Source organism: Pseudoduganella sp. jia 9, from assembly GCF_055502615.1.
In genome coordinates this window covers 39,609-65,345 of record NZ_JBUPWE010000005.1, presented here as the reverse complement: position 1 = coordinate 65,345, position 25,737 = coordinate 39,609, and the positions used below count along the sequence as shown (strand labels likewise).

24 protein-coding genes are annotated in these 25,737 nt (G+C 65.0%); 14 read left to right on the top strand and 10 right to left on the bottom strand.

Features of this window, described 5'->3' with window-relative positions; translation table 11 throughout:
- The first annotated feature begins 66 nt into the window (after nt 1–66).
- On the top strand, nt 67–534 hold the full coding sequence (locus ACY34H_RS06710) for a hypothetical protein (RefSeq protein ID WP_464976715.1): 468 nt from the start codon (nt 67–69) through the stop codon (nt 532–534).
- A 163-nt stretch (nt 535–697) separates the two neighbouring features.
- Complete coding sequence (locus ACY34H_RS06705) at nt 698–1,762, top strand: patatin-like phospholipase family protein (RefSeq protein WP_464976714.1); 1,065 nt, start codon at nt 698–700, stop codon at nt 1,760–1,762.
- A gap of 64 nt (nt 1,763–1,826) precedes the next feature.
- Here ACY34H_RS06705 and parC read toward each other — a convergent pair whose 3' ends face one another.
- Nucleotides 1,827–4,187 carry a DNA topoisomerase IV subunit A gene (parC, locus tag ACY34H_RS06700; protein WP_464976713.1) on the bottom strand — a complete coding sequence of 787 codons (2,361 nt, stop codon included), beginning with the start codon at nt 4,185–4,187 and terminating at the stop codon, nt 1,827–1,829.
- A gap of 13 nt (nt 4,188–4,200) precedes the next feature.
- On the bottom strand, nt 4,201–6,198 hold the full coding sequence (locus ACY34H_RS06695; RefSeq protein ID WP_464976712.1) for a DNA topoisomerase IV subunit B: 1,998 nt from the start codon (nt 6,196–6,198) through the stop codon (nt 4,201–4,203).
- Between the two features lie 316 nt (nt 6,199–6,514).
- Between ACY34H_RS06695 and kdpF the strand changes: the two genes are divergently transcribed.
- The 7 genes from kdpF (at nt 6,515) to ACY34H_RS06660 (ending at nt 15,314) form a co-directional block, all read left to right on the top strand.
- On the top strand, nt 6,515–6,610 hold the full coding sequence (gene kdpF, locus ACY34H_RS06690) for a K(+)-transporting ATPase subunit F (RefSeq protein WP_464976711.1): 96 nt from the start codon (nt 6,515–6,517) through the stop codon (nt 6,608–6,610).
- Nucleotides 6,607–8,325, top strand: coding sequence for a potassium-transporting ATPase subunit KdpA (kdpA, locus tag ACY34H_RS06685; protein WP_464976710.1), 1,719 nt, complete (start codon nt 6,607–6,609; stop codon nt 8,323–8,325). The genes kdpF and kdpA overlap by 4 nt, the downstream gene beginning before the upstream one ends.
- Before the next feature lie 9 nt (nt 8,326–8,334).
- The gene (gene kdpB, locus ACY34H_RS06680) at nt 8,335–10,425 is read left to right on the top strand and encodes a potassium-transporting ATPase subunit KdpB (RefSeq protein ID WP_464976709.1); all 2,091 of its coding nucleotides are present in this window, start codon (nt 8,335–8,337) and stop codon (nt 10,423–10,425) included.
- 11 nt (nt 10,426–10,436) lie between these two features.
- The gene (gene kdpC / locus ACY34H_RS06675) at nt 10,437–11,036 is read left to right on the top strand and encodes a potassium-transporting ATPase subunit KdpC (protein ID WP_464976708.1); all 600 of its coding nucleotides are present in this window, start codon (nt 10,437–10,439) and stop codon (nt 11,034–11,036) included.
- A gap of 18 nt (nt 11,037–11,054) precedes the next feature.
- Nucleotides 11,055–13,811, top strand: coding sequence for a DUF4118 domain-containing protein (locus ACY34H_RS06670; protein ID WP_464976707.1), 2,757 nt, complete (start codon nt 11,055–11,057; stop codon nt 13,809–13,811).
- Nucleotides 13,801–14,517 (top strand): two-component system response regulator KdpE, encoded by a 717-nt coding sequence (kdpE, locus tag ACY34H_RS06665; protein ID WP_464976706.1) that lies wholly within the window; start codon nt 13,801–13,803, stop codon nt 14,515–14,517. Before ACY34H_RS06670 ends, kdpE begins: the two co-directional genes overlap by 11 nt.
- 92 nt (nt 14,518–14,609) lie before the next feature.
- Nucleotides 14,610–15,314 carry a TorF family putative porin gene (locus ACY34H_RS06660; RefSeq protein ID WP_464976705.1) on the top strand — a complete coding sequence of 235 codons (705 nt, stop codon included), beginning with the start codon at nt 14,610–14,612 and terminating at the stop codon, nt 15,312–15,314.
- Between the two features lie 15 nt (nt 15,315–15,329).
- Here the strand turns inward: ACY34H_RS06660 and ACY34H_RS06655 are convergent, their stop codons facing one another.
- Nucleotides 15,330–15,818: a cobyrinic acid ac-diamide synthase gene (locus ACY34H_RS06655; RefSeq protein WP_464976704.1), complete on the bottom strand. Its 489-nt coding sequence runs from the start codon at nt 15,816–15,818 to the stop codon at nt 15,330–15,332.
- Complete coding sequence (locus ACY34H_RS06650; RefSeq protein ID WP_464976703.1) at nt 15,815–16,066, bottom strand: hypothetical protein; 252 nt, start codon at nt 16,064–16,066, stop codon at nt 15,815–15,817. Before ACY34H_RS06650 ends, ACY34H_RS06655 begins: the two co-directional genes overlap by 4 nt.
- Nucleotides 16,067–16,385: 319 nt before the next feature.
- Here ACY34H_RS06650 and ACY34H_RS06645 point away from each other — a divergent pair, with 319 nt between their 5' ends.
- Nucleotides 16,386–17,456 (top strand): PDDEXK nuclease domain-containing protein, encoded by a 1,071-nt coding sequence (locus ACY34H_RS06645; RefSeq protein WP_464976702.1) that lies wholly within the window; start codon nt 16,386–16,388, stop codon nt 17,454–17,456.
- A gap of 75 nt (nt 17,457–17,531) precedes the next feature.
- On the opposite strand, the gene ACY34H_RS06640 is transcribed toward ACY34H_RS06645, so the two are convergent.
- Genes ACY34H_RS06640 through ACY34H_RS06630 form a run of 3 tightly spaced genes read right to left on the bottom strand, consistent with a single transcriptional unit; the run spans nt 17,532 to nt 20,160 of the window.
- Nucleotides 17,532–18,713 (bottom strand): vWA domain-containing protein, encoded by a 1,182-nt coding sequence (locus tag ACY34H_RS06640; protein WP_464976701.1) that lies wholly within the window; start codon nt 18,711–18,713, stop codon nt 17,532–17,534.
- A complete protein-coding gene (locus ACY34H_RS06635; protein ID WP_464976700.1) occupies nt 18,707–19,300 on the bottom strand; it encodes a GNAT family N-acetyltransferase in 594 nt (197 codons plus the stop codon). The genes ACY34H_RS06640 and ACY34H_RS06635 overlap by 7 nt, the downstream gene beginning before the upstream one ends.
- Nucleotides 19,297–20,160, bottom strand: coding sequence for an AAA family ATPase (locus ACY34H_RS06630; RefSeq protein WP_464976699.1), 864 nt, complete (start codon nt 20,158–20,160; stop codon nt 19,297–19,299). The genes ACY34H_RS06635 and ACY34H_RS06630 overlap by 4 nt, the downstream gene beginning before the upstream one ends.
- A 219-nt stretch (nt 20,161–20,379) precedes the next feature.
- Here ACY34H_RS06630 and ACY34H_RS06625 point away from each other — a divergent pair, with 219 nt between their 5' ends.
- Nucleotides 20,380–20,709, top strand: coding sequence for a c-type cytochrome (locus ACY34H_RS06625; RefSeq protein WP_464976698.1), 330 nt, complete (start codon nt 20,380–20,382; stop codon nt 20,707–20,709).
- Nucleotides 20,710–20,720: 11 nt separating this feature from the next.
- Entirely contained in the window at nt 20,721–21,065 is a 345-nt protein-coding gene (locus tag ACY34H_RS06620) for a c-type cytochrome (RefSeq protein WP_464976697.1), read from the top strand.
- Nucleotides 21,066–21,143: 78 nt separating this feature from the next.
- On the opposite strand, the gene ACY34H_RS06615 is transcribed toward ACY34H_RS06620, so the two are convergent.
- The gene (locus ACY34H_RS06615; protein ID WP_464976696.1) at nt 21,144–21,575 is read right to left on the bottom strand and encodes a DUF1841 family protein; all 432 of its coding nucleotides are present in this window, start codon (nt 21,573–21,575) and stop codon (nt 21,144–21,146) included.
- 171 nt (nt 21,576–21,746) lie between these two features.
- Complete coding sequence (locus ACY34H_RS06610; protein ID WP_464976695.1) at nt 21,747–22,376, bottom strand: RNA pyrophosphohydrolase; 630 nt, start codon at nt 22,374–22,376, stop codon at nt 21,747–21,749.
- Nucleotides 22,377–22,607: 231 nt separating this feature from the next.
- Between ACY34H_RS06610 and ACY34H_RS06605 the strand changes: the two genes are divergently transcribed.
- Together ACY34H_RS06605 and ACY34H_RS06600 are read left to right on the top strand one after the other, a co-directional pair.
- Nucleotides 22,608–24,344, top strand: a complete 1,737-nt coding sequence (locus ACY34H_RS06605; protein ID WP_464976694.1) for a proline--tRNA ligase — start codon at nt 22,608–22,610, stop codon at nt 24,342–24,344.
- The gene (locus tag ACY34H_RS06600) at nt 24,344–24,979 is read left to right on the top strand and encodes a lytic transglycosylase domain-containing protein (RefSeq protein WP_464976693.1); all 636 of its coding nucleotides are present in this window, start codon (nt 24,344–24,346) and stop codon (nt 24,977–24,979) included. The genes ACY34H_RS06605 and ACY34H_RS06600 overlap by 1 nt, the downstream gene beginning before the upstream one ends.
- 131 nt (nt 24,980–25,110) lie before the next feature.
- Here the strand turns inward: ACY34H_RS06600 and ACY34H_RS06595 are convergent, their stop codons facing one another.
- Nucleotides 25,111–25,494 (bottom strand): SWIB/MDM2 domain-containing protein, encoded by a 384-nt coding sequence (locus tag ACY34H_RS06595; RefSeq protein ID WP_137314685.1) that lies wholly within the window; start codon nt 25,492–25,494, stop codon nt 25,111–25,113.
- Nucleotides 25,495–25,737 lie beyond the last annotated feature (243 nt).

The following is a 25,737-nucleotide window of genomic DNA, read 5'->3' as shown; positions in this document are numbered from 1 at the left end:
CTGAGCACGTGTCAGAACGAAACGCATCCAGATACGTAGTCAATAACCACTTGAAAGGTGTCAATCATGAACAAACTGCTCGCAACCCTGATCGCCGGCGTCTTTGCAACCGCTGCCTATGCCCAGTCGAACGACGTCGCCAAGGCCCAGGCCGAAGCCCAGCAAGACATCGCCAAGGCACAGCAGAAACAAGCCAAGAAAGTGGCCAATGCGGATGAAGACGTAGCGAAAGCCCAGTCCAAGGCAAACGAAAAAGTCGCCAAGGCCGAGGCGAAAGCCAACAAGGAACACCTGAAGGCCGGTGAAAAAGTAGCCGATGCCGATCCGGAAGACCGCCTGAAAGCGGAAGCCAAGGCCGACAAGAAAATCGCCGCCGCCGATGCCAAGGCCGCCAAGAAGATCGCCAAGGCCGATGCCAAGGTAGCCGAGGAAGTGGTCGAAGCCGACAAGGAAAAAGCACTGGCCGCTGCCAAGACCAGCGAAGCCATCGCCAAGGCCAATGCCGACGTGAAGAAGGAAGCTGCCAAGCACTAAGCTGGCCGCGCGGTAGAGAACGGCTGGGGCCGTGTTGAAAGACACGGCCCCAGCCGTTTTTACGCCGCTGTTGCTTTCCGTGAGTCATTGATACGGATCAATACCGCTAACCTTCCGCCCGGCAATCTGGAACTTCTCTTGATCTGTTCGATATGGAGGAGTCATGAAAAGGCCGATGGCATTGATCCTGCAGGGTGGTGGCGCGCTGGGCGCGTTCGAGTATGGCGTCGTGACGGCGCTGGTCGACGAGGGCTGGTATCCGAAGGCGGTCACCGGCGTGTCGATCGGTGCGATCAACGCGGCGTCGGTCGCCGGCGCGAAGGAGGGCGATATCGCCGCCAGCCTGAAGAAGATCTGGCAGGCGATCACGCTGCCGACCATCCCCTTCCTGCCGGCGGACAAGCAGGCCAACCTGTCATTGCTGGGCAATCCGAACTTCTGGCTGTCCCGTACCGATTACTGGAACATGGCTGGCTGGACCAGCTTCTGCACCACGGCGCCGATGCTGGCCACGCTGGCTGGCCACCTGGATTTCGAGCAGCTCAACGATCCCGGCCATATCCGCTTCGGCGTGACGGCCACCAGCCTGCACACGGGCGGGCAAACCACGTTTTCCAACCACGTGGCCCACGGCGCGCACGCCGCCAGCTGCCACCACCGGGCGGTGCGCACGAAACTCACGCCGTTGCACGTCGTCGCCAGCGGCAGCCTGCCGCCGGGCTTTCCCGCCACCCGCATCGACGGCACCGATTACTGGGATGGCGGCCTGTTTTCCAACACGCCGATCGATTCGCTGCTGAACCTGCTGGAACCGGACGAAATCGGCTCGTTGCCGATCTTCGTCGTCGACCTGTTCCCGGCCGATGGCCAGCCAACGCCGGCCACGATGCAGGAAGTGCAGACGCGCACGATCGCGCTGCAATACCAGAACCGTTTCTGGGATCAGTATGGCGGCGATGGCAAGCTCGACGGCTTCGTGGCGATGCTTGAAAAACTGGAGACGGTGGCGGCCGGCACGGCTGTCGAAGGGATGCCGGCATTTGCCTGGCTGATGCGCCTGCGCGCGCTGAAGAACCTGCACGTGATTGCCGCCACGCCGGCACCGGCCGGCGGCGATCACGATTTTTCGCAGCACGGCGTGGCCGAGCGCTACGAGGCGGGCTACGCGGCGGCGCAGCAATACCTGGCGCGTTCGGCGCCGCGCCCACTGCTGCGGTCGGCGGCGTAAAAGAAAAAGCCCGGGGATCGACCCGGGCTTTTCGTATCGGCAGCGCGAAGACCGCGCCCGACAATCAGTTCGGCAGCAACCCCGTCGGCTTGATCCGGGTCGGCATCGGCTTGCCCTTCCTGGCGCGCTTGCCGAAGTGTTCGCCCTCGGCCAGCGCGTGCGACGTCATGCGTTCTTCCTTCGCCTTCTGGGCGTTGCCGATGCCCAGCACCGTCACGCCTTTCTGCGTGATCGCGCAGGCGGCCACCAGTTTTTCCTTCGGTTCCAGCTCCATCAGCGTCACGCCGCGGCCGCCGTTCGCCAGTACCTTCATCTCGTCCATGCCGAACACCAGCAGGCGTGCCTTTTCGGACACCACGGCGATCGCGCTGGCATCGGGCAGCACCACCGTGGGCGCCAGCGGCTTCGCGCCGTCGTCCAGCGTGAGGAAGGACTTGCCGCTCTTCTGGCGGCTGACCATGTCGCCCGCCTTCGTGATGAAGCCGAAGCCGGCGTCGGACGCCATCAGCAGCTGCGTCGATGCGGGGCCGGCGAAGTAGTGCAGCAGGCGCGCGCCGCCGGACAGGTCGACCAGCGTGGTGATCGGCACGCCGTCGCCGCGCGCGTTCGGCAACGCGGCCACCGGCACCGAGTACACGCGGCCGTTGTCGCCGAAGCCGAGCAGGGTGTCGACGGTGCGGCATTCGATCGCGTCGTGCAGCGCATCGCCGGCCTTGAACGTGAACTGGCCACGGTCATGGCCGATGCCGGTGCGCGCGCGCACCCAGCCTTTCTGCGAGACGATCACGGTCACCGGTTCGTCGACGATCTTCTGTTCGACGGTGGCGCGCTGCGCTTCCTCGATCAGCGTACGGCGCGCATCGCCATACTGCTTGGCGTCGGCCTCGATCTCGCGGATGATCAGGCGCTTCATCGACGAAGGATTGTCGAGCAGGTCCTGCAGCGTGCCTTTTTCCTTGCGCAGCTCGGCCAGTTCCTGCTGGATCTTAATCGCTTCCAGGCGGGCCAGCTGGCGCAGCCTGATTTCCAGGATATCCTCGGCCTGCCGGTCGGACAGGTTGAAGCGGGCGATCAGCGCCTGCTTCGGTTCGTCCGCATTGCGGATGATGTGGATCACCTCGTCGATGTTGAGCAGGATCGTTTCGCGGCCTTCCAGGATATGGATGCGGTCGTCGACCTTGGCCAGGCGGTGCTGCGTGCGGCGCGTCACGGTGGCGAAGCGGAAGGCGATCCACTCCGTGAGGATTTCGGTCAGGCCCTTCTGGCGCGGGCGGCCATCGCCGCCGATCATCACCAGGTTCATCGGCGCCGACGTTTCCAGCGACGTATGCGCCAGCAGCATCAGCATGAATTCGTTCTGGTCCTGGTTCTTCGATTTCGGCTCGAACACCAGGCGCACCGGTGCGGCGCGGCCGGATTCGTCGCGGATCGTGTCCAGCGCGCCGAGGATCTGCTGCTTCAGCGCCAGCTGTTCCGGCGACAGCGCCTTCTTGCCCAGCTTGACCTTCGGATTGGTCAGTTCCTCGATTTCTTCCAGCACCTTCTGCGCCGACGTGCCCGGCGGCAGTTCGTAGACGACCGCCTGCCACTGGCCGCGCGCCAGTTCCTCGATCTTCCAGCGCGCCCGCACCTTCATGCTGCCGCGGCCGGAGGCGTACATGTCGGCGATCTGCGCCTGCGGCGTGATCAGCTGGCCGCCGCCCGGGAAGTCCGGGCCCGGCATCATGTCCATCAGTTCGGCGTGCGACAGTTTCGGATTGCGGATCAGCGCCACGGTGGCCGCGGCCACTTCGCGCAGGTTGTGCGACGGGATTTCGGTGGCCATGCCGACGGCGATGCCGGAGGCGCCGTTCAGCAGCGCCATCGGCAGCCGCGCCGGCAGCAGCGCCGGTTCTTCCGTCGAACCGTCGTAGTTCGGGATGAAGTCCACGGTACCCTGGCCGATCTCGTCCAGCAGCAGCTTGGCGATCGGCGTCAGGCGCGCTTCCGTGTAACGCATCGCCGCGGCGCCGTCGCCGTCGCGCGAGCCGAAGTTGCCCTGGCCGTCGATCAGCGGGTAGCGCAGCGAAAAGTCCTGCGCCATGCGCACCAGCGCGTCGTACACCGACTGGTCGCCGTGCGGGTGCAGTTTGCCCAGCACGTCGCCGACCACGGTGGCCGACTTGCGCGGTTTCGCCGTGGCGTTCAGCCCCAGTTCGTTCATCGAATACAGGATGCGGCGCTGCACCGGCTTCTGGCCGTCGCACACGTCGGGCAGGGCGCGGCCCTTCACGACGGAAATCGCGTAATCGAGGTAGGCGCGTTCGGCGAAGGTGGACAGCGTCAGCGATTCGCCGCCGTCGCCGCCGTTGCCGCTGTTGCCATTATTGGCGCCATTGGCCGGATCATCCGGCGGCGGCGCGTCAAAGAGGTTTGCTTGGCTCATGGTGCTCGTTCAATTAAATATCGGCTTCGACTTCGTTGCCGTGTTCCTCGATCCATGCGCGGCGGGCGGCGGCTTCGCCTTTGCCCATCAGCATGTTGAAGCGGGCTGCCGCCTCGGTGTGCGCGAAGTCGCCCAGCGCCACCGGCAGCAGGCGCCGCGTATCCGGGTTCATCGTGGTTTCCCACAGCTGCTCGGCGTTCATCTCGCCCAGGCCCTTGAAGCGGGAAATGCTCCAGCTGCCATCCTTCAGGCCATCCTTGCGCAGCTTGTCCTCGATCGCGGTCAGTTCGCCGTCGTCCAGCGCGTACAGCTTCTGGATCGGCTTCTTGCCGCGCGCCGGCGCATCCACGCGGTACAGCGGCGGGCGCGCCACGCAGATATTGCCGTTCTGGATCAGCCCCGGGAAGTGGCGGAAGAACAGCGTGAGCAGCAGCACCTGGATGTGCGAGCCGTCGACGTCGGCGTCCGACAGGATGCAGATCTTGCCGTAGCGCAGGTTCGACAGGTCCGGCGTATCGGTGAAGCTGTGCGGGTCGACGCCGATGGCCACCGCGATATCGTGGATCTCGTTGTTGGCGAACAGGCGGTCGCGGTCGGTTTCCCACGAGTTCAGCACCTTGCCGCGCAGCGGCAGGATGGCCTGGAATTCCTTGTCGCGGCCCATCTTCGCCGAGCCGCCCGCCGAGTCGCCCTCGACCAGGAACAGTTCGGTGCGCGACACGTCGTTCGATTCGCAATCGGTCAGCTTGCCCGGCAACACGGCCACGCCGGACGATTTTTTCTTTTCCACCTTCTGCGCCGAGCGCAGGCGCGACTGGGCCTGCTTGATGACCAGTTCGGCCAGCTTCTTGCCCCAGTCGATGTGCTGGTTCAGCCACAGTTCCAGTGCCGGCTTGCTGTACGTGGACACCAGCCGCACCGCGTCGCGCGAGTTCAGGCGTTCCTTGATCTGGCCCTGGAACTGCGGGTCCAGCACCTTGGCCGACAACACGAACGACGCCCGCGCAAAGACGTCTTCGGGCAGGAGTTTGACGCCTTTAGGCAACAATGAATGCAGTTCGACGAAGTTCTTCATCGCCCCGAACAGGCCTTCGCGCAGCCCCGATTCGTGGGTGCCGCCATTCGGCGTGGGAATTAGGTTGACGTAGGATTCGCGCATGATCGCGCCTTCTTCCGTCCATGCCACCACCCATGAGGCGCCTTCGCCTTCGGCGAATCCTTCCGCGTCCGGGCCCGCGAACTGCTCGCCCTCGAACAGCGGCACGAAGGTTTCGCCGTTGCCCGTCTGCGCCAGCGCTTCGGTGAGGTAGCCGCGCAGGCCGTCGTTGTACTGCCAGGTCTGCACGTCGCCGGTCTTGCCGTTCTTCAGCGTGACGGTCACGCCCGGCAGCAGCACGGCCTTCGAGCGCAGCAGGCGCTGCAGTTCGACCTGGGAAATCAGCGGCGAGTCGAAATACTTGGCATCCGGCCACGCGGTGACGCGGGTACCGGATTTCTTGCCGTCCTTGGGCGCAGGGCCGGAGGTCAGGGGCTGGACCAGGTCGCCGTTTTCAAAAGCGATGGTGTGGTAGCCGTTGCCCTTGTCGTCCTTGCGCCAGACATTGATTTCCAGGCGCTTCGACAGCGCGTTGGTGACGGACACGCCGACGCCGTGCAGGCCGCCGGAAAACGCGTACGCGCCGCCCGAGCCCTTGTCGAACTTGCCGCCGGCGTGCAGCCGGGTGAACACGATTTCCACCGTGGGCACGTTTTCTTCCGGGTGCAGGCCGACCGGGATGCCGCGGCCGTCATCCTCGACGGTGATGCTGCCGTCGGCGTTCTGCGTGACGACGATGTTCCGGCAATGGCCGCCCAGTGCTTCGTCGGATGCGTTGTCGATCACCTCCTGGATGATGTGCAGCGGATTTTCCGTGCGGGTATACATGCCGGGGCGCTGCTTGACGGGCTCCAGGCCCTTCAGCACGCGGATCGATGATTCGCTGTAGTCGGAAACAGGTTTTTTGGTGGCCATACGTGGTGATTGACACAAGAAGTGCAGATTGGGTTAGACCGGCATTCTATCCGAGGGGCCGGGCGGGAAAGCAAGTACTCCCGCGAAACATCTGTATAAATATACAGTAAAAAGGCGTTTTTATACCTTGTTTACACTGGGGCGGCAAGTCTTTACCCCGTTTTTAGACCCCCGTCGATAACCTGCCTTCCATTACAACAGCTGGAAGGAAAGCGATGGATATCGTGTTTTTGGCCCTGATCGGCGCGTTCGCGGCGCTGGCATGCGGCATGACAGCGGGCTGCGCCCGGCTGCGGACCGGCGCGGGACAGCAGCCATGAGCGCTGATCTCATCTATGTAGCCGGCGCCGTCACCGCCGTCGGCCTGCTGGTCTACCTGCTGGTGGCGCTGCTGAAGGCGGAGGACCTGTGACAACCCCATCGCTACTTCTTCTCTTTGCCTTCCTGGGGGTGTTGTTCCTGCTCGCCTGGCCGCTGGGCGCCTTCCTGGCCCGGGTGGGCGAGGGCGACGGCGCAATCCGCGGCCTGGGCTGGCTGTACCGGCTCGAAGGCGCGCTGTACCGCGCCGCCGGCCTGCCCGCCGACCGGGCGATGGGCTGGAAGACCTATGCCGTCGCGCTGGTCGTCTTCAATGCGCTGGGCACGCTGTTCGTCTACGCCATGCAGCGCCTGCAAGCCTGGCTGCCCCTGAATCCGCAGAACCTGCCGAATGTGAGCCCCGATTCGTCGTTCAACACGGCCGTCAGCTTTGTTTCCAACACCAACTGGCAGGGCTACGCGGGCGAGCAGACGATGAGCTACCTGACGCAGATGGTGGCGCTGGCCGGCCAGAATTTCTTCTCGGCGGCCACCGGCATCGCCGTCGTGTTCGCACTGGTGCGCGCCTTCGCGGCCCGGTCGAGCGCATCGGTGGGCAATTTCTGGGTCGACATCACCCGCGCCACGCTGTACGTGCTGCTGCCGCTGTCGCTGCTGCTGGCCGTGCTGCTGATGAGCCAGGGCGTGATCCAGAACTTCGACGCCTACCGCGCCGTCGCCACGCTGGAAGGCGGCGTGCAGACGCTGGCCATGGGCCCGGTCGCTTCGCAGGAGGCGATCAAGCTGCTGGGCACCAATGGCGGTGGCTTCTTCAATGCCAATTCCGCGCACCCGTTCGAGAACCCGACGGCGCTGAGCAATTTCATCGAGCTGCTCGCGATCTTCCTGATTCCCGCCGCGCTGTGCTTTGCGTTCGGCCGCATGGTGGGCGACATCCGCCAGGGCTGGGCCGTGCTGGCGGCGATGACGGTGGTATTCGTGCTGATGACGCTCGCGGTGTTCGCCGCCGAGCAGGCCGCGCACCCCGCGCTGCAGGCACTTGGCGTGGACCAGGCGGCCGGCGCGCTGCAGTCTGGCGGCAATATGGAAGGCAAGGAAACCCGCTTCGGGGTCAACGGGTCGGCGCTGTTCGTGGCCGTGACCACGGCCGCGTCCTGCGGCGCCGTGAACGCGATGCACGATTCGCTGATGCCGCTGGGCGGCGCCGTGCCGCTGCTGCTGATGCAGTTCGGCGAAGTGATCTTCGGCGGCGTGGGCTCCGGGCTGTACGGCATGCTGGTGTTCGCCATCCTGGCGGTGTTCATCGCCGGCCTGATGATCGGCCGCACGCCGGAATACCTGGGCAAGAAGATCGGCCCCTACGAGATGAAGATGACGTCGCTCGCCATTCTCGTCACGCCGACCCTGGTGCTGTGCGGTACCGCCATCGCGGTCGTGACCGGCGCCGGCACGGCGGGCATCGCCAACCCGGGTGCGCATGGCTTCTCCGAGATCCTGTATGCGTTCAGCTCGGCCGCCAACAACAACGGCAGCGCATTCGCCGGCCTCTCCGCCAATACGCCTTTCTACAACGCGATGCTGGCGATCGCCATGTGGTTCGGCCGCTTCGCCGTGATCGTGCCGGTGCTGGCGATCGCCGGCGCGCTGGCCGGCAAGCAGCGCCTGCCCGTCACGGGCGGCACGATGCCCACGCACGGCCCGCTGTTCGTGTTCCTGCTGATCGGCACCGTCGTGCTGGTCGGGGTGCTGAACTACGTGCCGGCGCTGGCGCTCGGTCCCATCGTCGAACACCTGCAACTTTTCCAGTAAGAGGATTCCATGTCACGCACTCCGCTGGCACTTTTCGATGCGCGGCTGGCCGTTCCCGCGCTGGGCGACGCCTTCCGCAAGCTGCACCCGCGCGTGCAGCTGCGCAGTCCCGTCATGTTCGTCGTCTACGCCGGCAGCATCGCCACCACGCTGCTGGCCGTGATGGCCGCCGCCGCCGGCGACGACGCCGGCTTCACCGCGGCAATCGCCGTCTGGCTGTGGTTCACCGTGCTGTTCGCCAACTTCGCCGAGGCGCTGGCCGAAGGACGCAGCAAGGCCCAGGCGGCATCGCTGCGGGCGCTGAAAACCACGGTCACGGCGAAGAAGCTGGCCACGCCGGCATACGGCACCCCATGGCTGCCGGTGCCCGCATCCGACCTGCGCAAGGGCATGACGGTGCTGGTCGAAGCGGGCGACGTGGTGCCCGCCGACGGCGAAGTGATCGAGGGCGCCGCTTCGGTCGACGAAAGCGCGATCACCGGCGAATCGGCACCGGTGATCCGCGAATCGGGCGGCGACTTCGCCAGCGTCACGGGCGGCACCCGCGTGCTGTCGGACTGGCTGGTGGTGCGCATCGCCGTCAACCCCGGCGAGGCGTTCATCGACCGGATGATCTCGATGGTGGAAGGCGCGAAGCGGCAGAAAACGCCGAACGAAGTCGCGCTGACGATCCTGCTCGTCGCGCTGACGATCGTGTTCCTGGTAGTGACGGTGACGCTGCTGCCGTTCTCGCTGTTCGCGGTGAACGCGGCCGGCGCCGGCACGCCGGTCACGGTGACGGTGCTGATCGCGCTGCTCGTGTGCCTGATCCCGACGACCATCGGCGGCCTGCTGTCGGCCATCGGCGTGGCCGGCATGAGCCGCATGATGGCGGCGAACGTGATCGCCACGTCCGGCCGGGCGGTGGAAGCGGCCGGCGACGTCGACGTGCTGCTGCTCGACAAGACCGGCACGATCACGCACGGCAATCGCCAGGCGGCGGCGTTCCTGCCGGCGCCCGGCGTGACGGAAGAGCAGCTGGCCCGCTCGGCGCGGCTGGCGTCGCTGGCCGACGAAACGCCGGAAGGGCGCAGCATCGCCGTGCTGGCACGCCAGCGGTTTCCGGCCGAGCAGCGGATCGACGAGAAAGAACATCAGCTGGCGCTGGCCGATGGCGGCGACGAGATCGCGTTCGTGGCATTCACGGCGCAGACCCGGATGAGCGGCGTGGATGTCGGCGCGCGGCAGGTGCGCAAGGGCGCGGCCGACACGATGCGCAAGTACCTCGAAGGGCAGGGCGGGCGCTGGCCGGCCGACGTGGCGCGCCTGGCCGACGATGCGGCGCGGCGCGGCAGCACGCCGCTGGTCGTCGTCGACGATGGCCGGGCGATGGGCGTGATCGAGCTGAAGGACATCGTCAAGGCCGGCATCCGCGAACGCTTCGCCCAGCTGCGCCAGATGGGCATCCGCACCGTGATGATCACCGGCGACAACCGGCTGACGGCGGCGGCCATCGCCGCCGAGGCGGGCGTCGACGACTTCCTCGCCGAAGCGACGCCCGAGGACAAGCTGAAGCTGATCCGCGGCCAGCAGGCCGAGGGGCGGCTGGTGGCGATGACGGGCGACGGCACCAACGACGCGCCGGCGCTGGCCCAGGCCGACGTGGCGGTGGCGATGAACACCGGTACCCAGGCCGCAAAAGAGGCCGGCAACATGGTCGACCTGGATTCGAACCCGACCAAGCTGCTGGAGATCGTGGAAATCGGCAAGCAGATGCTGATGACGCGCGGCGCGCTGACCACGTTCTCGATCGCCAACGACGTGGCCAAGTACTTCGCCATCATCCCGGCCGCCTTTACCGGCACCTATCCGGCGCTGGGCGCCTTGAACGTCATGCACCTGGCCAGCCCCGATTCCGCGATCCTGTCCGCCGTGATCTTCAATGCGCTGATCATCGTGTTCCTGATCCCGCTGGCATTGAGGGGCGTGAAGTACCGGGCGCTGGGCGCGGCCGTGCTGCTGCGCCGGAACATGCTGGTGTATGGCCTGGGCGGCCTGCTGCTGCCGTTCGTCGGCATCAAGCTGGTCGACATGGCGCTCGCCGCACTGAATTTCGTCTGAAAGGATCTACCATGATTTCCCATCTCCGCCCCGCGGCAACCATCTTCGCCACGCTGACGCTGCTGTGCGGCGTCGTCTATCCCTATGTCGTGACCGGCTTCGGCAAGTTGGCCTGGTCCGGCCAGGCCGCCGGCAGCCTTGCCACCCGTGACGGCAAGGCGATCGGCTCGCGCCTGGTCGGCCAGGCGTTTGCGTCGCCGCGCTACTTCTGGGGACGCCCGTCGGCCACGGCGCCGGCGCCGAACAACGCGGCCGGGTCGGGCGGCTCGAATCAGGGCCCGGCGAACCCGGCGCTGCTCGACGCCGTCAAGGGCCGCATCGCGGCATTGCGCGAGGCCGATCCGGGCAATAGCGCGCCGGTGCCCGTGGACCTCGTGACCGCGTCGGCCAGCGGCCTGGATCCGGACATCAGCCTGGCCGCGGCGCATTACCAGGCCGGCCGGGTGGCGCGCGCCCGCGGCATCGCACCGGCCCGCGTGCAGGCCCTGGTCGAACGGCATGCCGAGCGGCCATCGTTCGGCTTTCTCGGCGAGCCGAAGGTGAACGTGCTGGCGCTGAATTTAGCTCTCGACAGGCTGGCGCCCGACCAGGTCGCTCCCGCTGCGCGGTAATCGTCTACACTGCCCCGCATGATTCCCATCGACAGCCAACGCCCCGACCCGGATGCCCTGCTGGCCCGGGTGCAGGCCCGCGAGCAGCGCGAGGCACGCGGCCGGCTGCGCATCTATTTCGGTGCGTCGGCCGGCGTGGGCAAGACGTACGCGATGCTGTCGGCCGCGCGCAAGCTGCAGGCCGGGGGCGTGCGGCCGCTGGTGGGCATCGTCGAGACGCATGGCCGCGCCGATACCGCCGCGCTGCTCGACGGGCTCGACGTACTGCCGTTGAAGGGGACGGCGTGGCGCGGCAGGACGCTGCCGGAGTTCGACCTCGATGGCGCGCTGGCACGGCGGCCGGACCTGGTGCTGGTGGACGAGCTGGCGCACTCCAACGCGCCCGGCTCGCGCCACCCGAAGCGCTGGCAGGATGTCGAGGAACTGCTCGAAGCGGGCATCGACGTGTTCACCACGGTGAACGTGCAGCACCTGGAAAGCCTGAACGATGTGGTTGGCGGCATCACCGGCATCCGCGTGGCCGAAACGCTGCCGGACACGGTGTTCGACCGCGCCGACGAAGTGGTGCTGGTGGACCTGCCCGCCGATGAACTGCTCGGCCGCCTGAAGGAAGGCAAGGTCTACCAGGGCGAACAGGCCGGGCGCGCTGCCAGCAACTTCTTCCGCAAGGGCAACCTGATCGCGCTGCGCGAACTGGCGCTGCGCCGCACCGCCGACCGCATCGGCGACGACGTGCAGGCCTACCGCGTGGAAAAATCCATCCGTCCGCTGTGGAAATCGGGTGTCGCGCTGCTGGCCTGCGTCGGCCCGCGTCCCGGCGGCGAACAGGTGGTGCGCAGCGCCGCCAGGCTGGCCAGCCAGCTGAATACGGACTGGCATGCCGTCTACGTGGAGACACCGGCGTTGCAACGGCTGCCCGCGGAACGCCGCGAGCGGATCCTGCAGACGCTGAAGCTGGCGCAGGACCTGGGCGCCACGACGGCGGTGCTGGCCGGCGACGACATCGGTGCCGCCATCGCCCGCTACGCGCTGGCGCAGAACATCGCAAAAGTGGTGCTGGGCCGCGCGGCGCCCACCTGGCCGTGGCGCACACCCCACCTGCGCCGCATCGCCGCCGCCGCACCGGCGCTGGACCTCATCGAAGTCGCTGCCAGCGAGAATAGTTCCAGCAAAACCGCTGACAGGCTCCAGTTATTTAGCAAAACCGGTGACAGGCTCCAGTTATTTGGAAACATTCCGGACGGAACGGGCGTGAAATCCTACCTGCTGGCGCTGGCGGCCAGCGGCACGGTCGCGCTGGCGGGCCTGCCGCTGGCGGGGGCGCTGGAAATCACCAACATCGCGATGCTGTTCCTGCTCGCCGTACTGGTGGTGGCCTTCCGCCTGGGCCGCGGGCCGGCCGTGCTGTGCAGCTTTGCCAGCGTGGCGGCGTTCGATTTCCTGTTCGTGCAGCCGGCGTTCTCGTTTGCCGTCAGCGATTTGCAGTACCTGATCACGTTTGCCGTGATGCTGGTCGTCGGCCTGATCACGAGCCACCTGACGGCGAACCTGCGCTTCCAGGCCAGGGTGGCATCGCACCGCGAAGAGCGCGTGCGCGCACTGTACGAATATGCGCGTGAACTGACCGGCGTGCTGCAGGCGGAGCAGGTGCTCGAGATCACGCAGCGCACGCTGGCGCAGGCGTTCCGCGCGCGCGTGGCCTTGTTGCTGCCGGACGCCGGGGGCCGCCTGGAACCGGCGGAGGCGGCCGATGGTACCAATGGTGCCGATGGTGACGGCAGTGCCGCCGTCCCGGACCCGGCCATCGCGCAATGGGCATTCGACCACGCCGAGCCGGCCGGCATCGGCACCGGCACGCTGCCGGCCTCGCCATTGTTCTACCTGCCGCTGGTCGCGCCGATGCGTACCCGGGGCGTGCTGGCGCTGCAACCGGAAGAGCGCCGCTGGCTGCTGATTCCCGAGCAGCGCCGCCAGCTGGACACGTTCGCCGCGCTGGCCGCGATCGCGCTGGAGCGCGTGCACTACATTGACGTGGCGCAGCATGCGCTGGTGCAGATGGAGTCGGAACGGCTGCGCAATTCGCTGCTGGCGGCGCTGTCGCACGACCTGCGCACGCCGCTGACGTCGCTGGTGGGGCTGGCCGAATCGCTGGCGATGTCGAAGCCGGCGCTGTCCGCCGCGCAGATGGACCTGGCGCGCGCGCTGCAGGAAGAAACAGTGCGCATGAGCACCTTGGTGGCCAATCTGCTCGACATGGCGCGCATCGAAAGTGGCGCCGTGCGGCTGAACCTGCAGTGGCAGTCGATCGAGGAAGCCGTGGGCAGCGCACTGCGCGCCAGCCGCGCGCTGCTGGCCGGGCACCGTATCGCGACGCAACTGCCGGCCGGCTTGCCGCTGGTGCGCTATGACGCCGTGCTGGTCGAACGCGTGCTCGGCAATCTGCTGGAGAACGCGGCGAAGTACACGCCGGCGGGCAGCACGATCACGCTGTCCGCCCAGGTCGGCGACGGCAAACTGGAAGTGACGGTGGCCGACGACGGCCCGGGCCTGCCAGCCGGCCAGGAAGAAGCGATCTTTGAAAAATTCACGCGCGGCGAACGCGAGTCGGCCAAGCCCGGCGTCGGGCTGGGGCTGGCGATCTGCCGCGCGATCGTCGAGGCACACGGCGGCGCGATCTCCGCGCGGCGCGGCGACGGCGGCGGCGCGGCCCTGGTCTTCGCGCTGCCGCTGGGCACCCCGCCCGCGCTGCCGGAGGAATCTTTGGATGACCGATAAGTTGACAGACAAGCTGATGCCGACCGCCTTGCTGGTCGAAGACGAACCGCAGATCCGCCGCTTCGTGCGGCTGGCGCTGGAGGAGGCGGGCTGGAACGTGCAGGAGGCGGCAACCATGCAGCGCGGCCTGATAGATGCCGGCACGCGCCGCCCCGACCTGGTGATCGTCGACCTGGGCCTGCCCGATGGCGATGGCGTGGACCTGATCGCCGACCTGCGCAAATGGTCCCCGGTGCCGGTGATCGTGCTGTCGGCCCGCGTCAGCGAAGAAGACAAGATCCGGGCGCTCGACGCCGGCGCCGATGACTACCTGACGAAACCGTTTGGCGTGGGCGAGTTGCTGGCCCGGGTACGGGCGCTGCAGCGCCGACGGCGCGCGCCGGAACAGGATACCGCCGGCGTGGTGCAGTTCGGCGACGTGAAGGTCGACCTGCCGGCACGCATGGTCACCCGCACCGGCCAGATGGTGCACCTGACGCCGACCGAGTACCGGCTGCTGTCCGTCCTGGTCAACAATGCCAACCGGGTCGTGACGAATCCGCAATTGCTGCGCGAGGTATGGGGGCCTTCGAATGCCGAAAACGGCCACTACCTGCGCATCTACATGGGCCACCTGCGCCAGAAGCTGGAACGCGATCCCGCCCAGCCGGCGCACCTGCTGACCGAGACGGCGGTCGGCTACCGGCTGCTGCTCGCACCCGGCTAGAAGTCTTTACCAGGCAGCACCGGGCCAGCTGCGCCGTGCGCTTTCGCGCGACGGCGAAGGCCCCGTACATCCCACTATTTTGAAAGACCATCATGAAACGACTGATTTCAGGCCTCTCCCTTGCCTTCCTGTTTGCGTCAGGCGCTTCGGCGCAGGTCACGTACAACGTGGCCGGCGTCTCCGACTACCGCTACCGGGGCATTTCGCAGACCCGGCTGCAACCGGCATTGCAGGGCGGTGCCGACTGGACCGCCAATGGCTTCTACGTGGGCGCCTGGGCCTCGACGATCAAGTGGACGAAGGATGCGGGCGGCGACGGCAGCGTGGAGATCGACGTCTATGCCGGCAAGCGCGGCGAGTTCGCGAACGGCTTCACGTATGACGTGGGAGTACTGGGCTACGCCTACCCGTCGAACGGCCTGCATCCGGACGCCGATACGCTGGAGCTCTACGGCCAGCTGGGCTATGGCCCCGCCACGCTGAAGTATTCGCATGCGGCGACAAACCTGTTCGGTTTTGCGGACAGCCGCCACAGCGGCTACCTGGATGCCTCGGTCAACCAGGACCTGGGCAACGGCTGGACCATCAACCTGCACGCCGGCCGGCAGAAAGTGCGCAACCACGATGCCGCCAGCTACACGGACTGGAAGGCCGGCGTGACGGGGGACTTCGGCGTTGTCGCCGTGGCGCTGGCATATATTGGCACCAACGCCAGTGAATCCGCCTACGCGTCGCCCGTGAATGGCAAGTTCACGGGGCGGGATGGCGTGGTGGTAACGGTGTCGAAGGTGTTCTGACCGTTCGCTGACGGGTCAGTTACGGAACACGCAGGCATACAGCGCGTCGCCGCCCGCCGTCACTTCGGCACCGGGCAGGCGCTCACGCAGCGTGGCGGAGATCGGCAATACTCCGGGCACGATGACGATGCGCAGGCCCGGGTTGAACAGCCGTGCGTTGTCGATTCGCTCGGCCAGCCGGGCGGCGCGGACGGCGTCGCCTTGCAGGTTGTCGGCGGGGATCACGACCACGCGGGCGGCGACCAGCGCGGCCCGGCTGCCCAGGGAATCGCGGCCGTCGGCATCGACGACGATGTCCTGGAAGCGCTGCCCGAGGTTTTCCAGCTCCGCGCCCACGCCCTTGCCGTTGACGGTCCGCGCAGGCAAGGGCAGCGGGGGGTGCGGTTGCGAGTCCGCGTCCATCAACAGTACCTTGCGGCCGGCCTGGCCGCGCTGGGTGGCCAGCCGTTCGGCCAGCAGCATCTTCGCTTCGCAGGCGCCCTCGCTGATGACGGTGACGATCATGATTTCACCATGCGGCCGAACTGGGCGGAGGGCAGTGATTGCATCACCGCTGCCATCAGCGCGCGCATCGCCGGCTCGGTGACACGCAGCCACACGACCATCCTCGTCGCATGCTCGATGGGCTGCATGCGCATGAACGACAGCATGCTGCCGCAATGGCGCACGATGAGGCGGCGCAGGTCGAGCATGCAGGCGCTGTCGACGGTGATCTGGAGGAGCCGGGTGGGGCAGGGTACGGTATCGGTCATGGTGGCCATCGCTGTGCAGTTGGACTGGATTCACGATAGCAGTACGCCCTGGACGGGTCTGTAAAGAAGAGGGGAGCTCGTGTAATCGCCGTGTAAAAGCCGTAATGCTAATTCGACAGCACCATCATCGTTCGTTTCGTCCATGCTTGGTGGCGAATTGTTAGATGTGGATATTGGAGACAGCAGGCCTCGCTTGATGTGGCCTGTCGTCTGCGGCTAGCGGCCGTTCGCTGTGGGCTTATATGGCGCGTCAATGTGTTGCATAATTATTGTGGTTGGCAACAGATGCGTGCCGACTCCCTGTATCGAGGAGCAAGTTGTGGAACCGAAAAATGTACAAGCTGCGACTGCTGCACCCGCTCTGGTTGGCGATATCCGTGTGCTGATCGGTGAAGCACGGGCAGGGCTGGCCGCTACGGTTAACTCGGCCTTGACGATGCTCTATTGGCGTATTGGCCGGCGCATATGCGCAGAGGTGCTCCATGGAGAACGGGCAGGGTATGGCGAACAGATTGTCGTTTCGCTGGCTCGGCAATTGGAAGCTGATCATGGGCGTGGCTTCGGTGCCAAGAATTTGCGCCACATGATGCGTTTTGGTGAAGTGTTCGAAACTGAGGAAATTGTCTACTCACTGAGTAGACAATTGAGCTGGACTCATTTGCGCAGTCTGATCTACATAGACGATCCCCTCAAACGCGATTTTTACTTGGAAATGTGCCGCAGCGAAGGCTGGAGCACCCGTACCTTGCAGGGGCGCCTCGATTCCATGTTGTTTGAGCGCACAGCGCTTTCCCGCAAGCCCGATGAGCTGCTGGAGAACGAGCTGACCTCTCTGCGCGATCAGGGCGTGATAGGGCCGAACCTCGTGCTGAAGGATCCCTACGTGCTGGATTTTCTCGGGCTACATGATCGCTACCTCGAAAAGGACCTCGAAGATGCCATCCTGAGAGAACTGGAGAATTTCCTGCTGGAGCTAGGGGCTGGCTTCAGTTTCGTAGCCCGCCAAAAGCGGCTGCAAATCGACAATACTGACTTCTATATCGACTTGCTGTTCTATAACCGCCGCTTGCGGCGCTTGGTCGCCATTGAACTCAAGCTTGGAGAATTCAAGGCGGCTGACAAAGGCCAGATGGAGCTCTACCTCCGATGGCTGGCCAAATATGAACAAGAACCGGGCGAGGCACCGCCGCTGGGAATTATTCTTTGTACAGGTAAAAATCGTGAACAGATCGAGTTGCTGGAGCTCGATCAAAGCGGCATTCATGTCGCCGAGTATCTGATCGGTTTGCCATCCAGGCAAGTATTGGAGCAAAAGCTGCACGAGGCAGTGGCGTTATCGAAAGCGCGGCTGGGGAATCGGATTGGCATGACCGATACCGTGGCTGAATAAGGGATGGCTTCGAACGCGCCAATGCTGCGCAAACGTTGAATCCCAGCGAACCAGTCAACCGTTTCCCTTACCCTATTACTTGCTCAGCACCCGCATCGCCCGCTCCAGCCCCTCGAGCGTGGTGGGGAACATGCGGCCGTTGACGATCTGCCGGACGATGGCGATCGATTGCCGGTACTGCCAGTACTGTTCCGGTTCCGGATTGAGCCAGACAAACATCGGGAAGGAGTGCGTGAAGCGGGCCAGCCATTCGGCCCCGGCTTCCTCGTTGTTGTATTCGACCGAGCCGCCCGCCTGCAGGATTTCATAAGGGCTCATGGTGGCGTCGCCCACGAAGATCAGCTTGGTATCGGGCGGATACTTGCGCAGCACGTCCCAGGTGGAGAAGCGCTCGGCGTTGCGGCGCCGGTTGTTTTTCCACAGGTAGTCGTAGACGCAGTTGTGGAAGTAGAAGAACTCCATGTTCTTGAACTCCGACTTCGCGGCGGAAAACAGTTCCTCGGTGCGCTCGACGTGGTCGTCCATCGTGCCGCCCACGTCGAACAGCATCAGTACCTTGACGTTGTTGCGGCGCTCCGGCTGCATGCGGATATCGAGCCAGCCGGCATTGTTGGCGGTGGCGCGGATGGTCTGGTCCAGCGCCAGCTCTTCGTGGGCGCCGTCGCGCGCGAAGCGGCGCAGGCGGCGCAGGGCCACCTTGATGTTGCGGGTGCCCAGCTCCTTGGCGGCGTCGTAATCCTTGTAGGTGCGCTGCTCCCACACCTTGACCGCCGTGCGGTTGCCGCCTTTTCCGCCCTCATTTCCCCCAATTCGGATGCCTTCCGGATTGGTGCCGCCATTGCCGAACGGCGACGTGCCGCCGGTGCCGATCCACTTGCCGCCGCCTTCGTGGCGCTCCTTCTGTTCCTTCAGCAGTTCGGCCAGCCGGTCCATCAGCTTGTCGTAGCCGAATTTCTCCAGCGCGGCCCGTTGCTCGTCGGTCAGCTCGCGCTTCATCCGCTGCAGCAGCCAGTCGAGGGGAATCGAGGCCTTGCCGTCGAACGCGCCGTCGATGCCGTTGAAGTACTGGGCGAAGGCGCGGTCGAAACGGTCGTAGTGGGCTTCGTCCTTCACCAGCACCAGGCGCGCCAGGTAATAGAAATCGTCGAGCGACTGCGTGACGACGCCGCGTTCCATCGCTTCCAGCAAGGTCAGGAACTCCTTGATGGTGACGGGGATTTTCGCATCCTTCAGCGTGAAGAAGAAGTCGATCAGCATGGCCGTGGACGTTGCAGAAGGTCGTCGACATGGGCGCGGATTTCCGGCCATTCGCCGCGCACGATGCTGTACATGACGGTGTCGCGCACGGTGCCGTCGCGCCGCATCGCGTGGTGGCGCAGTATGCCGTCCTTCTTCGCGCCGAGCCGTTCGATGGCGGCCTGCGAGGCATGGTTGAAGTTGTCGGTGCGCAGGCCGACGACGGCGCAGCCCAGCGTGTCGAACGCGTGGGCCAGCAGCATGCGCTTGCAGCTGGTGTTCACGTGGCTGCGCTGGCGGCTTTTCGCATACCAGGTATAGCCGATCTCGAGGCGGCCGATGGCGGGCACGATGTCGTGGTAGCTGGTGGTGCCCAGTACCTCTCTGGTGGCGGCATCCAGCACGGCGAAGGCCAGGCGGCCGGGGCGCATCTCGAGCGCGGTGGCGATGTACGCCGCCACGTTTTCCGGCTCGGGCACGGAGGTGACGCGCAGTTTCCACAGTTCGCCGTCGCGGGCGGCGGCGCGCAGGCCGTCGGCATGCTCCTGGCCCAGCGGCTCCAGGCGCACGCCGTTGAACGCCAATGTGACGGGCTGGACGTCGATCACCGGTTGGTCCTCGACATGAAGACCAGGCGTTCGAACAGGTGCACGTCCTGCTCGTTCTTCAGCAGCGCGCCGTGCAGCGGCGGCACGATCGCCTTGCTGTCCTTGCTGCGCAGTGCTTCGGGCGGGATATCCTCGGCCAGCAGCAGTTTCAGCCAGTCGAGGAATTCCGACGTGGACGGCTTCTTCTTCAGGCCGGAGACATCGCGCACTTCGTAGAACGTCTGCAGCGCCTGCGCCAGCAATTCCTGCTTCAGGTGCGGGAAATGCACCTTGACGATGGCTTCCATCGTATCCTTGTCGGGGAAGGCGATGTAGTGGAAGAAGCAGCGGCGCAGGAAGGCATCCGGCAATTCCTTCTCGTTGTTCGACGTGATGATGACCAGCGGGCGGTGCTTCGCCACCACCATCTCGCGCGTTTCATAGACGTAGAACTCCATCCGGTCCAGTTCGCGCAGCAGGTCGTTGGGGAATTCGATGTCGGCCTTGTCGATCTCGTCGATCAGCAGCACCACGGGTTCCGGCGCGGTGAATGCCTGCCACAGCACGCCCTTGACGATGTAGTTGTGGATGTCGCGCACACGCTCGTCGCCCAGCTGGGAATCGCGCAGGCGCGACACCGCGTCGTATTCGTACAGCCCCTGCTGCGCCTTGGTGGTCGACTTGACGTGCCATTGCAACAGTGGCCGGTCCAGCGCCGCGGCCACTTCCTCGGCCAGCATGGTCTTGCCGGTGCCCGGCTCGCCCTTGACCAGCAGCGGGCGCTGCAGCGTGAGCGCCGCGTTCACGGCGAGTTGCAGGTCGGCGGTGGCAACGTAGTGCGCGGAGCCTTCGAAACGTGGGTTCTGGTGGGGAACGGTCATGGAAAAGCTTTCCGGAACGGAGGGGAAAAGGCCAGTATACGGTAGTTCAGAGCAGTCCAGAACGTACTGGAATCGTGGTGGACGACCGGAAACAGCTGCGCTAGAATCGGCCGCTGGTAGCACGAAAAGCAAGTCTTTATGCAAGCAGCAAGGGGGACAAGGAGACCGCGATGAGAATGAGTCCCCTCCAATTACTCTTTTGGATTCGACTAGCCACCCATGAATAGACTCATAGCAGTGTTCCTGCTTGCCGGCGCCACGCAGGCAACCCAGGTCGCCGTCGCCGCGGACATCGTCGGCAACCCGGCCGCCGCGCCAGCCAAGATCGAAATGTGCATCGGCTGCCATGCCATCCCCGGCTACAAGGCCACCTTCCCGGAAGTGTTCCAGGTGCCGAAGATCGGCGGCCAGAACGCCCGGTACATCGAAGCGGCGCTGAAGGCCTACCAGAAAGGCGATCGCAAGCACCCCTCGATGAAGGGCATCGCCGTCAGCCTGTCCGACCAGGACATCGCCGACATCGCCGCCTATTACGCCAAGCAGAAATGAGGACGACCACGATGAAGAAAACCCTGCTCGCCGTGGCCTGCTGCCTCGCCTCCGCCGCCGCCTGTGCCGCCGGCGGCAACATCAACAACGGCAAGGCGCTGGCCGACAAATACGCCTGCGCCACCTGCCATGGCAAGGACTACAACTCGCCGATCGACCCGAGCTATCCGAAGCTGGCCGGCCAGCACAAGGACTACCTGGCCCACGCGCTGACCGCCTACAAGCGCGGCGACGGCCCGAACGGCCGCAATAATCCGATCATGGGCGGGCTGGTGAAGCCGCTGTCGAACAAGGATATCGAGGACCTGGCCGCGTATTTCCACAGCCTGCCAGGCACGATGGTCGTCAAGCGGTAATTCCACTACAACAAAACTGGGGACGTACCCCTGTTTGGAGGAAATTTCCTCCAAACAGGGGTACGTCCCCAGTTTTTTTTATTGCTGCACGCGCCGCTTGACGGCGTCGATGTACGCTTCGCCGTCCGGCGGCAGGCCGCTGCGCTGCGACTTCCAGATCATTTCCCCCAGGCATTCCATTATTTCGTGCTGCGCCTCGTGCGTGGAGTCGCGCTTTTTCGACAACGCTTCGTAGGCGGCGCGGATGCCGCGCGGCGAGTCGATCGATACCTGCTCGGAGATCGACAGGTGCATCGCCAGGTGCAGGAAGGGATTGGCCTGGCCGCCCTCCACGGAATAATCGCGCGCCAGCGCGGCGTCCACGTCGGTCAGCGCTTCGTCGTATTCGGGATGCAGGCGCACCCAGTCCAGCGCCATCGCTTCGAGCGGGGTCAGGATTTCATGGGCGCGGTCCTTGCGGAACACTTCGCAGAAGAAGCGGCGTACGTCGTGGGAAGAGGGGGTGAACATGTGCTGGCGGAGGCGGGCATTGTGCGGGGAGGCGCACATTGTACAAAGAAACGCTGGCCGGTGCCGGGCGGCGGCACGAAGCGGCAGGGGAGAACCGGTGTCGGACACCCTGCCGGAGGCAGGATGACCGACACCGGTGCATCGGGCACCAGCGGAATACCAGCGAACCCGTCAGCGCTTGGCGGAACCGGCCAGGGCCGCGCCGTCGCAGCCGGCCAGTTCCTGCGGCGGCGCCGCGGCGGCCTGTTGCGGCGGACGCTGCCCCTGCTGGCCGCGGCCGTGCGGCTGGCGCAGGTAGCGCGACGAATGCCGGCGTTCGCCGTGCGCGGGCCAGGTGAGGAAACGCGACAGTTCCTGCAGCGCGCGCTGGTACACCTCGCGCTTGAATTCGATGACCACGTCCAGCGGCACCCAGTATTCGTGCCAGCGCCAGGCGTCGAACTCGGGGTGGTCCGTCAGGCGCAGGTTCACTTCATTGTCGCGCGCACACATGCGCAGCAAGAACCAGATCTGCTTCTGGCCACGGTAGTGGCCGCGGATCTCGCGCTTGATGAAATGGTCCGGTACCTCGTAGCGCAGCCAGTCGCGCGTGCGGCCCACGATTTTCACGTGTTCCGGCTTCAGCCCGATTTCTTCCTGCAGCTCCCGATACATGGCCTGCTCGGGTGTTTCGCCGTACTTGATCCCTCCTTGCGGAAATTGCCATGAGTGCTCGCGCACCCGCTTGCCCCACCACACCTCGTTATGCGAGTTGAGCAGGATGATGCCGACGTTGGGGCGGAACCCTTCCCGATCGAGCATAGTGCACCTCAAACTTTCTGCGTGCCGACGCAGCCCTCATACATCTATCTTCTTACATTGTTGCCCACAAATGCGCCTATCGGCACAGCCCCCCTGGTACGGAGGCGGCCAGCAAGCCCGCAGTTGAACGCCGCAGTTGAACGCGTTGTATAAATGATGGATGCATCAGCCAGCTAATCCTTTAAAATTAGGTTGATTATAACCCTCTCTTTTTGAAAAGAATTCACAGATATGCGTGCGTCACGGTTTTTTATTTCCACACTTAAAGAGGCGCCTTCCGACGCCGAAATCGTCAGCCACAAACTGATGATGCGAGCCGGCATGATCAAGCGCCTCGGTTCGGGCATCTACACGTACATGCCGATGGGCCTGAAAGTGATCCGCAAGGTCGAGGCGATCGTGCGCGAGGAGATGAACCGCGCCGGTGCCATCGAGCTGCTGATGCCGCTGGTCCAGCCGGCCGAGCTGTGGCAGGAAACCGGCCGCTGGGACAAGATGGGGCCGGAACTGATGCGCGTGAAGGACCGGCATGGCCGCGAATTCGCGATCCAGCCCACCTCCGAGGAAGTGATCACGGATGTCGTGCGCAGCGAAATCAAGTCGTACCGCCAGCTGCCGTTGAATTTTTACCACATCCAGACCAAGTTCCGCGACGAGCGCCGCCCCCGCTTCGGCCTGATGCGCGGCCGTGAATTCACGATGAAGGATGCGTACTCGTTCGACCGCGACCTGGAAGGCATGCAAAAGTCCTACCAGGTGATGTTCGATGCCTACACGAAGATCTTCACGCGCTTCGGCCTGAAGTTCCGCGCCGTGGCGGCCGACAACGGCGCCATCGGCGGCACCGGTTCGCATGAATTCCACGTGATCGCCAGTACCGGCGAGGATGCGCTGGTGTATTGCCCCACGTCCGACTACGCGGCCAATATGGAAGCGGCCGAGGCGGTGCCGAGCGGCACCCGTCCGGCGCCGTCCGCCGAGCTGGTGAAGACGGCCACGCCGAAGGCCGCCAAGTGCGAAGATGTGGCGAAACTGCTGGGCATCGACCTGTCGAAGACGCTGAAGACGCTGGCGCTGACGGTTGAAACGGAAACCGACGGCAAACTGGCCAAGCAGTATTTCATGCTGCTGCTGCGCGGCGACCATGAACTGAACGAGATCAAGGCCTCGAAGGTACCGGGCCTGCAGGGCGCGTACCGCTTCTCCACCGAAGAGGAAATCCTGGAAGTGTACGGCTGCAAGCCGGGCTACCTGGGCCCGATCGGCACGAAGGCGCCGGTTACCATCGTGGCCGACCGCACCGTGGCCAACATGGCCGATTTCGTCACCGGCGCGAACGAGGAAGACTTCCACTTCACCGGCGCCAACTGGGGCCGCGACGTGGCCGAGCCGCACGTGACGGCCGACCTGCGCAACGTGGTCGAAGGCGATCCTTCGCCGGACGGCAAGGGCGTGCTGGCGATCGAGCGCGGCATCGAGGTGGGCCACGTGTTCCAGCTGGGGACCGCGTACTCGGCTGCAATGAATGCCACCTACCTGGACGAGAACGGCAAGCCGGCGCCGCTGCAGATGGGCTGCTACGGCATCGGCGTCACGCGCATCCTGGGCGCGGCGATCGAGCAGAACTTCGACGACAAGGGCATCATCTGGCCGACCTCGATCGCGCCGTTCGAGCTGGTGCTGTGCCCGATGGGTTACGACCGCAGCGAGCTGGTGAAGGAAGAGACCGAGAAGCTGTACGCGGCGGCGCTGGCGGCCGGCATCGACGTGATCGTCGACGACCGCGGCCTGCGCCCGGGCGCGATGTTCGCCGACTGGGAACTGATCGGCGTGCCGCATCGCGTGGTGATCGGCGACCGTGGCCTGAAGGAAGGCAACCTGGAATACCAGGGCCGCCGCGATACCGAGGCCACCAACGTGCCGCTGGCGGACATCGTGGCCTTCATCAAGGCCCGAGTGCAGCAGTAATGCAGGCGGGCCGGGAACGGCGCCGCTGGTGGGCGCGCCCCTTGCGCTGGTGGCACACGCTGGCCTTCGCCACCGGCGTGCTGTGCGCGCCGTTCGGCTTTGCCGGCAACCAGAAGGAAGAAGCGCTGGCCGACTCGGTGCGGGTGGCGCTGTCCAACGCGATCCTCGACGCCCGTGCGCCGAAGCCGGTGTTCACCAATCCGGCCGACCAGGCGCGCTACGATGCCTGGCTGGCCGAGATGTCCGGCCGCCTGAAACGCAAGCTGCCGGACGAACTGCACCGCCGCGAATTCCTCGAGACGGTGTGGTATGAAGCGCGCCGCGCCGGCCTCGAACCGTCGCTCGTGCTGGGCCTGATCCAGGTGGAATCGGCGTATCGCAAGTACGCCGTGTCGATCGTGGGTGCGCGCGGCTACATGCAGGTGATGCCGTTCTGGACCAACGTGATCGGCGACAGCGACCGCCGCAAGCTGTTCAACATGCAGACCAACCTGCGCTATGGCTGCGCGATCCTGCGCATGTACCTGGACATGGAGCGCGGCGATCTCTATCTCGCGCTGGGCCGCTACAACGGCAGCCGCGGCAAGCCGGCCTATCCGAACGCGGTGCTGAAAGCCTGGAACAACTGGAAGTAGCAACACCGGTGTGTGACACCGGTGTTCGTCGGCCAGCAGCATCGGTTCACGCAATTGTTCGCCCCAAAAAAAATCCCCGGTCGCATGACACGCCGGGGATGGTGTTCGGTACCGGACTGGCCGGTGCATGGTCAGCTCAGGTGATCGGAAATCAGCTTCGTCATTTCGAACATGGATACCTGGGCCTTGCCGCCGAAGACAGCTTTCAGCTTGTCGTCTGCGTTGATCATGCGGCGGTTGGCGGCGTCCTGCAGATTGTGCTTCTTGATGTATTCCCAGACTTTCTTCGTGACTTCCGTACGCGGCAGCGGGGAGGCGCCTACTACCGGGGACAGCTCTGCGGACGGAGTCATCTCTTTCATGAATGCTGCATTGGGCTTGCGTGCTGCGGGTTCTGCCTTTTTCGCTGCCGGCTTGGCTGCAGCTTTCGCTGGAGCGGCGGCCTTTTTTGCCGGAGCCGCTTTCGTTGCGGCTTTCTTGGCAGGTGCTGCCGTGGATTTCTTGGCTGTTGCCATATTCGAGCCTCCTTAACAAACACATGGAAATTTGCGCACTACAATCGCACGGCTAATATTGGTGGGCTTTTTACAAGGATGCAAGCGTTTTTCGTCTTATTTGTGGGAAACGGCACGTAAGGAAAGGTTAATAATGACAAAAACCGCCGCTGGGCTTGCGCACAGGGCGGTTTCGAGGGAATAACGCCTGTGGCAGCAGGCTTTGCGAACGCCGAACACAGTCGTTGAGGACTGTGCTGCAAC

What these genes read in the sequence shown, in the direction of transcription:
- ACY34H_RS06620 (WP_464976697.1), top strand. Translation starts at nt 20,721, where the DNA reads ATGAAGAAAACCCTGCTCGCCGTGGCCTGCTGCCTCGCCTCCGCCGCC.
- ACY34H_RS06605 (WP_464976694.1), top strand. Translation starts at nt 22,608, where the DNA reads ATGCGTGCGTCACGGTTTTTTATTTCCACACTTAAAGAGGCGCCTTCC.
- ACY34H_RS06650 (WP_464976703.1), bottom strand. Translation starts at nt 16,066, where the DNA reads ATGACCGATACCGTACCCTGCCCCACCCGGCTCCTCCAGATCACCGTC.
- ACY34H_RS06660 (WP_464976705.1), top strand. Translation starts at nt 14,610, where the DNA reads ATGAAACGACTGATTTCAGGCCTCTCCCTTGCCTTCCTGTTTGCGTCA.
- ACY34H_RS06655 (WP_464976704.1), bottom strand. Translation starts at nt 15,818, where the DNA reads ATGATCGTCACCGTCATCAGCGAGGGCGCCTGCGAAGCGAAGATGCTG.
- ACY34H_RS06710 (WP_464976715.1), top strand. Translation starts at nt 67, where the DNA reads ATGAACAAACTGCTCGCAACCCTGATCGCCGGCGTCTTTGCAACCGCT.
- ACY34H_RS06695 (WP_464976712.1), bottom strand. Translation starts at nt 6,198, where the DNA reads ATGGCCACCAAAAAACCTGTTTCCGACTACAGCGAATCATCGATCCGC.
- ACY34H_RS06600 (WP_464976693.1), top strand. Translation starts at nt 24,344, where the DNA reads ATGCAGGCGGGCCGGGAACGGCGCCGCTGGTGGGCGCGCCCCTTGCGC.
- ACY34H_RS06615 (WP_464976696.1), bottom strand. Translation starts at nt 21,575, where the DNA reads ATGTTCACCCCCTCTTCCCACGACGTACGCCGCTTCTTCTGCGAAGTG.
- parC (WP_464976713.1), bottom strand. Translation starts at nt 4,187, where the DNA reads ATGAGCCAAGCAAACCTCTTTGACGCGCCGCCGCCGGATGATCCGGCC.
- ACY34H_RS06705 (WP_464976714.1), top strand. Translation starts at nt 698, where the DNA reads ATGAAAAGGCCGATGGCATTGATCCTGCAGGGTGGTGGCGCGCTGGGC.
- ACY34H_RS06595 (WP_137314685.1), bottom strand. Translation starts at nt 25,494, where the DNA reads ATGGCAACAGCCAAGAAATCCACGGCAGCACCTGCCAAGAAAGCCGCA.
- ACY34H_RS06670 (WP_464976707.1), top strand. Translation starts at nt 11,055, where the DNA reads ATGATTCCCATCGACAGCCAACGCCCCGACCCGGATGCCCTGCTGGCC.
- kdpB (WP_464976709.1), top strand. Translation starts at nt 8,335, where the DNA reads ATGTCACGCACTCCGCTGGCACTTTTCGATGCGCGGCTGGCCGTTCCC.
- ACY34H_RS06625 (WP_464976698.1), top strand. Translation starts at nt 20,380, where the DNA reads ATGAATAGACTCATAGCAGTGTTCCTGCTTGCCGGCGCCACGCAGGCA.
- kdpE (WP_464976706.1), top strand. Translation starts at nt 13,801, where the DNA reads ATGACCGATAAGTTGACAGACAAGCTGATGCCGACCGCCTTGCTGGTC.
- ACY34H_RS06640 (WP_464976701.1), bottom strand. Translation starts at nt 18,713, where the DNA reads ATGCTGATCGACTTCTTCTTCACGCTGAAGGATGCGAAAATCCCCGTC.
- ACY34H_RS06630 (WP_464976699.1), bottom strand. Translation starts at nt 20,160, where the DNA reads ATGACCGTTCCCCACCAGAACCCACGTTTCGAAGGCTCCGCGCACTAC.
- kdpC (WP_464976708.1), top strand. Translation starts at nt 10,437, where the DNA reads ATGATTTCCCATCTCCGCCCCGCGGCAACCATCTTCGCCACGCTGACG.
- kdpF (WP_464976711.1), top strand. Translation starts at nt 6,515, where the DNA reads ATGAGCGCTGATCTCATCTATGTAGCCGGCGCCGTCACCGCCGTCGGC.
- ACY34H_RS06610 (WP_464976695.1), bottom strand. Translation starts at nt 22,376, where the DNA reads ATGCTCGATCGGGAAGGGTTCCGCCCCAACGTCGGCATCATCCTGCTC.